This is a genomic window from Romboutsia sp. (assembly GCF_051659545.1).
GTDB lineage: Bacteria > Bacillota > Clostridia > Peptostreptococcales > Peptostreptococcaceae > JBOFOR01.
Window position 1 is genome coordinate 1 of record NZ_JBOFOR010000032.1, and the last position, 3,440, is coordinate 3,440.

Annotated in this window: 2 protein-coding genes and 1 rRNA gene; 1 reads left to right on the forward strand and 2 read right to left on the reverse strand. The window is 29.0% G+C overall.

Translation table 11 applies throughout. The features are described 5' to 3' along the window. Positions 1-61, reverse strand: a 16S ribosomal RNA gene (locus ACRC03_RS01840); the annotation flags it as partial. Between the two features lie 505 nt (positions 62-566). Here ACRC03_RS01840 and ACRC03_RS01845 point away from each other — a divergent pair. Continuing rightward, positions 567-1,067 (forward strand): polysaccharide deacetylase family protein, encoded by a 501-nt coding sequence (locus ACRC03_RS01845; RefSeq protein ID WP_438650850.1) that lies wholly within the window; start codon positions 567-569, stop codon positions 1,065-1,067. Between the two features lie 259 nt (positions 1,068-1,326). Here the strand turns inward: ACRC03_RS01845 and ACRC03_RS01850 are convergent, their stop codons facing one another. Beyond that, positions 1,327-3,195 (reverse strand): hypothetical protein, encoded by a 1,869-nt coding sequence (locus ACRC03_RS01850; protein ID WP_438650851.1) that lies wholly within the window; start codon positions 3,193-3,195, stop codon positions 1,327-1,329. Positions 3,196-3,440: the final 245 nt, after the last annotated feature.

Consider the following 3,440-nt stretch of genomic DNA (forward strand, 5'->3'; position numbering starts at 1 on the left):
CTTGCATGTGTTAGGCACGCCGCCAGCGTTCATCCTGAGCCAGGATCAAACTCTCAAAATAAATTTTGAATTTATATCGCATTATAATAATCTTCACATTCGTTCAGCTTATTCTAACGCTCAAATAAAAGTTGTCCATTGCTCAGCTAATCATTATCTGAATATCTGGCTTGGTTTGTTTGTGTTTTAATTCTATAAAGAATTATGTTTGTTTCTATAAATTAACCTACTGTTTAATTTTCAAAGTTCATTTTTTGTTTTGTTTGTCTCTCTCGAGCACATTTATAATATTATCACCATTATTTTTTCTCGTCAACTATTTTTTGCATTTTTTTTTAAATTTTATTATATTCTTTATATTTTTCCACTTATATTGTGATTGTTGTATGGAATGATAATTAGTATAAGTGTTGAATTTTAAACAAAGAAGGTGTTGCTTTTGAAGAAATTAACCTCTATTTTAGCTTTATCATCTTTATGTATTTCTTTATCTGGCTATTCTGTAGCTAGTACACGTATTTCTAAAGGCATAAATAAGGAACAATTAGAAATTAAATCCACTAATTTTGATAATACTTGTATTGATTGGTTTTTTTATTCCTAATATTCAATCTAAAACACCTGAAATTAATGATAAATTAAATTTTAAGCTAAATGATTACAATCCTATTTACAATGGTTCAACTAATTCTAAGAATAAATCTTTATACTTAGCGTTTGATGAAGGCTACGAGAATGGATATACTGATCAGATTTTAGACGTGTTAAAAGAAAAGAATGTTAAAGCTATTTTCTTTGTTACTTCTCATTATGTTTGTTATTCACCTGATACTGTGAAAAGAATGGTGGCTGAAGTTCATGTGGTAGCTAATCATACTAAGCACCACTACTCTATGCCTAGTATTACTTATTCTCCTGATGTTTTTAATAAAGAGCTTCGTGATGTTGAGGATAAATTTAAAGAATTAACTGGCAAAGATATTCCTAAATTTTTCAGACCACCTATGGGTAAATACTCTGAACAAAGTTTGGCTATGACTAAGGATAGGCTATCAAACGTTTTTTGAAGTTTTGCTTATGGTGATTATGAGCCTAATCGTCAGCCTGGTGTTGGATATGCTAAGAATCATATTTTAAGTCATCTTCATGATGGTTCTATATTGTTATTACATGCTATATCTAAGACAAATGCCAATATTCTCGGTGAGGTTATTGATGATGCTAGAAAAGACGGGTATGAATTTTACTTGTTACCTTAGATATAATCTACTATGTTAAAAAGCGTAGACTTAGTCTACGCTTATAAAATTTAACTTTTATTTTAAATTAATTAGCTCTTTGTATCATTTGTTCGAATTCAGCTTTATATTCATTTAATATTTTTTCAGCACTATCTACAGTTATTTTATTTACATATTCATAATTTAAATTTTTTTCTTCTTTTATTACTTGTTCTAATTGGTCAATAGCTATTTTTTGACCTTCTAATCCACCATTTGCAAATTGAGCTTTTACTCCATTTATAGCATGGTTTATTCTAGCTACTACACTATTATAATCTTTATTAACATTTGCTAACGTATCGTATACATATTTTGTATCTTCATTTTCTATTCCATTAAATATAACTCCATCCACTCTAGATACTGCTACTCTTATGTAACTAGACATTAATTCCCATTGTCCGTTTTGTGTAAAGTCTGCATCTTTTAACATATTTTCTGTCATTTTTGCTTCATGTACTGCTCTTGCTAATTCTAATTTTAATTTGTATTGGTCTAATATTTTTGTAGCACTATCTATAGTTGTTTCGTTTGCATATTCATAGTTTAATTCTTTCTCTTCTTTTATTATTTGTTCTAATTGAGCTACTGCTATTTCTTTACCTTCTAAGCTTCCGTTGTTAAATTGAGATTCTAATCCATTTATAGCATGGTTTATTCTTCCTACTATGCTGTTGTAACTTCTGTTTATTTTATCTAATGCATCATATACAGACTTTGTATCTTCATTTTCTATTCCATTAAATACAATTCCATTTACTCTATCTACAGCTGCACCTATGAAACTAGCCATATACTCCCATTTGCCTCTTTCTGTAAAATCTGCTTCATCTAATAACTTTAAAGCATATTCAGATTCCCCTACTGCTACTTTTAGTTGGGCTCCTAATTCTCCATCTACTTTTTTATTATCTTCAGGCGTTGACTCTAATTTTGATTTATATTGATCTAATATTTTTGTAGCACTATCTATAGTTGTTTTGTTTGCATATTCATAGTTTAATTCTTTCTCTTCTTTTATTATTTGTTCTAATTGAGATACTGCTATTTCTTTACCTTCTTTTCCTCCATTTGCAAATTGAGCTTCTAATCCACTTATAGCATGCTGTATTCTACCTACTATGCTATTATAGCTTTTGTTGACATTTGCTAGTGTATCGTATACATATTTTGTATCTTCATTTTCTATCCCATTAGATCTAACTCCATTTACTCTATCTACTGCCGCACTTATATAACTAGCTATTAATTCCCAATTACCTCTTACTGTAAAGTCTGCATCTTTTAACATATTTTCTGTTAATTTTGCTTCATGTACTGCTCTTGCTAGTTCTAATTTTAATTTATATTGATCTAATATTTTTGTAGCACTATCTACAGTTTTTTTATTTACATATTCATAATTTAATTCTTTCTCTTCTTTTATTATTTGTTCTAATTGAGCTACTGCTATTCCTTGGCCTTCTAATCCACCATTTGCAAATTGAGATTCTAATCCATTTATAGCATGTTGTATTCTTCCTACTATACTATTGTAACTTCTGTTAACTTTATCTAATGTATCATATACATATTTTGTATCTTCATTTTCTATTCCATTAAACCTAGCTCCATCAGCTCTTGCAACTGCTGATTTTATATAGTTAGACATTCTTTCCCATTCTCCATATTGTGTGAAGTCACATGTTTCCAACGTACTTAATGCATTATCAGCTTCAATTTTAGCATCCTTTAATCCTGCGAGTGCTTCATCATATGACATTGTTTCTACTTGATTCTTTGTATTAGCTACTGTAGTTTCTCCTTCTAATGCAAATGAAGTTACTGGTAAAGCTGTCCCTGATACTGAAGTTGCAATTAATCCTGCTACTATTAAATTTTTAGTACTTAACTTTTGTAATTTCTTTGGCATGAAAATCCCCCCGTTTTTTTATAATAATTTTTATTCAAACCCCTAAGCTTATCCAACCTATGGACTTCATATATTTCAAAGAAATTTCTACTAATATTTTTTTCACAATAAATAAATTTCTCTGAAGTCTATTAATTATGATTACACTTATATTGTAGTTACTTCAAAATTCAATATCTATTACCCATTGATGTAGTTTTTTTTGTCTACTTATTTGTTACACTAGTAGAGTATTCTTTTGTAGT

Bases quoted from the DNA above. Each gene is read 5' to 3' on its own strand.
- ACRC03_RS01850 (WP_438650851.1), bottom strand. From the start codon at position 3,195: ATGCCAAAGAAATTACAAAAGTTAAGTACTAAAAATTTAATAGTAGCA.